The sequence below is a fragment of the Janthinobacterium sp. ROICE36 genome (assembly GCF_002869965.1).
Lineage (GTDB): Bacteria > Pseudomonadota > Gammaproteobacteria > Burkholderiales > Burkholderiaceae_D > Janthinobacterium.
In genome coordinates this window covers 1-1482 of the sequence record NZ_PEBS01000169.1, presented here as the reverse complement: position 1 = coordinate 1482, position 1482 = coordinate 1, and the positions used below count along the sequence as shown (strand labels likewise).

Genomic DNA, 1482 nt, shown 5'->3' with positions numbered 1-1482 from the left:
TCGCCCTCCACGAATTCCACTTCGCTATTTGGTACACTTATCCACAGCTGCAACTCAAGAATGCAGCACCCCGCCCTGGGTCAAATTTGGATCGGCGCGGTGGGTCAATTTTAGGTCGGCGCCAACACTCTTCTGTCTTTGCAGACCTGAAATCGCCTACGCGTCGCGGTTACGCTCGCGCTTGCGCTGTACTGGTTGCAGAACTGGGAGACTACACTCTTGAGTTTTTGGCAAGCAACGTTAGCGTAATCACTGATTACCGCGACAAGCGTCGTAAGTCTATTAGCGCTCGCACCGGCAAGCGCTTAGGTGCAGACGCTGTGCGCATTGAGCTCGCCGCCTTGTCGCAGGTCTTCGTTTGGGCAATGGAATGCAAGGTTTTTACGCATAACCCGCTTTCCGGCATACGGCGCAAGCGTGGTCCGAAGACTGAGCGACGGCTGGAGCCTGATGAATCCGTCAATCTTAAACTACTTGCTGAACGAGCAGAGTCTGACCAACATCGCACCGTTTCTCGTTTTCTTCTCACTCAGCTTGAACTTTACTGTCGTCCCGGCGAACTTGCGCAGCTCCGGGTCTCGGACATTCGTTTGGCTTCTCGTGATTGCATCTTGCGTAACACTAAAAATGGCACGACTCGAATTGTACATATGTCTCCAACTGCTGTAGAGCTTGTATCCGTACAACTTGTCCAGGCGGCGTTGTCCGATTCACCCTACCTTTTTCACACAGTCAGTAAGGCCGGCACTCTGGTTCCTTATAATTACGCCTGGCCTGTCCGGCAATTCAAAAAGCTGGGGTATGTCGGTGCTGACTTCAAGGCACACGTCATGCGCAAAGAAGCCCTTTCCCGGGGGCTTGAGTCCGGACTTGAGCTCGGTGTCATGCAGCACCAGTCGGGTCACGGAACGCTCGAGGGCGTCGAGCAGTATCGCGTAAATCTTACCCTTCACGACCGCGCGCGGGACGCATTGGACGAACATTCTCGTATCCATCTTCTCGATGCGGATGCCGATGTCAACAATCAGCTTCCACCCGCTCTCGCTCTTGCGCGTGCGCAGCATTTGTTCGACGCCCTGCCGCCCGACGTCCAAGCTAAGTTTTTAGCTTCTTTCTCGCAAAAAACTTAGCAAAAAACCATTTTCAGAGTGTCGTACGTAGTCAATTTAACTACATCAGTGTAGTTAAGTTGACTACAACGGATGTAGTCAATTTAATACGCAGCTAGTACTTGGATTAACAGGGTGTTGAAAAAGGACCCCAGTCCTTCGGATTTTGTCGCCAGACATGCGAATTTTTCGGGCTGGAAGCCGCATTTTTCCTAAAAAGCAGTTTTCAGCCACTTTTCAGGCCGTTTTTTGACATTTTTTAGCGCTTTCCGTACTCTATGGACGGAGTTATCCAACCACCGCCGATAAACGCCAGCCAAAGATCGTCGCCATGCGCGTCAGGTTGTAAGCGGCGAAAGTGAACGTGGTTTGT

1 protein-coding gene is annotated in these 1482 nt (G+C 51.7%); it reads left to right on the top strand.

Annotated elements, in window-relative coordinates; translation table 11 throughout:
- Positions 1–1130 (top strand): tyrosine-type recombinase/integrase (locus CSZ94_RS27240; protein ID WP_219726064.1); only part of this gene is annotated, 1130 nt, incomplete at its 5' end.
- Positions 1131–1482: the final 352 nt, after the last annotated feature.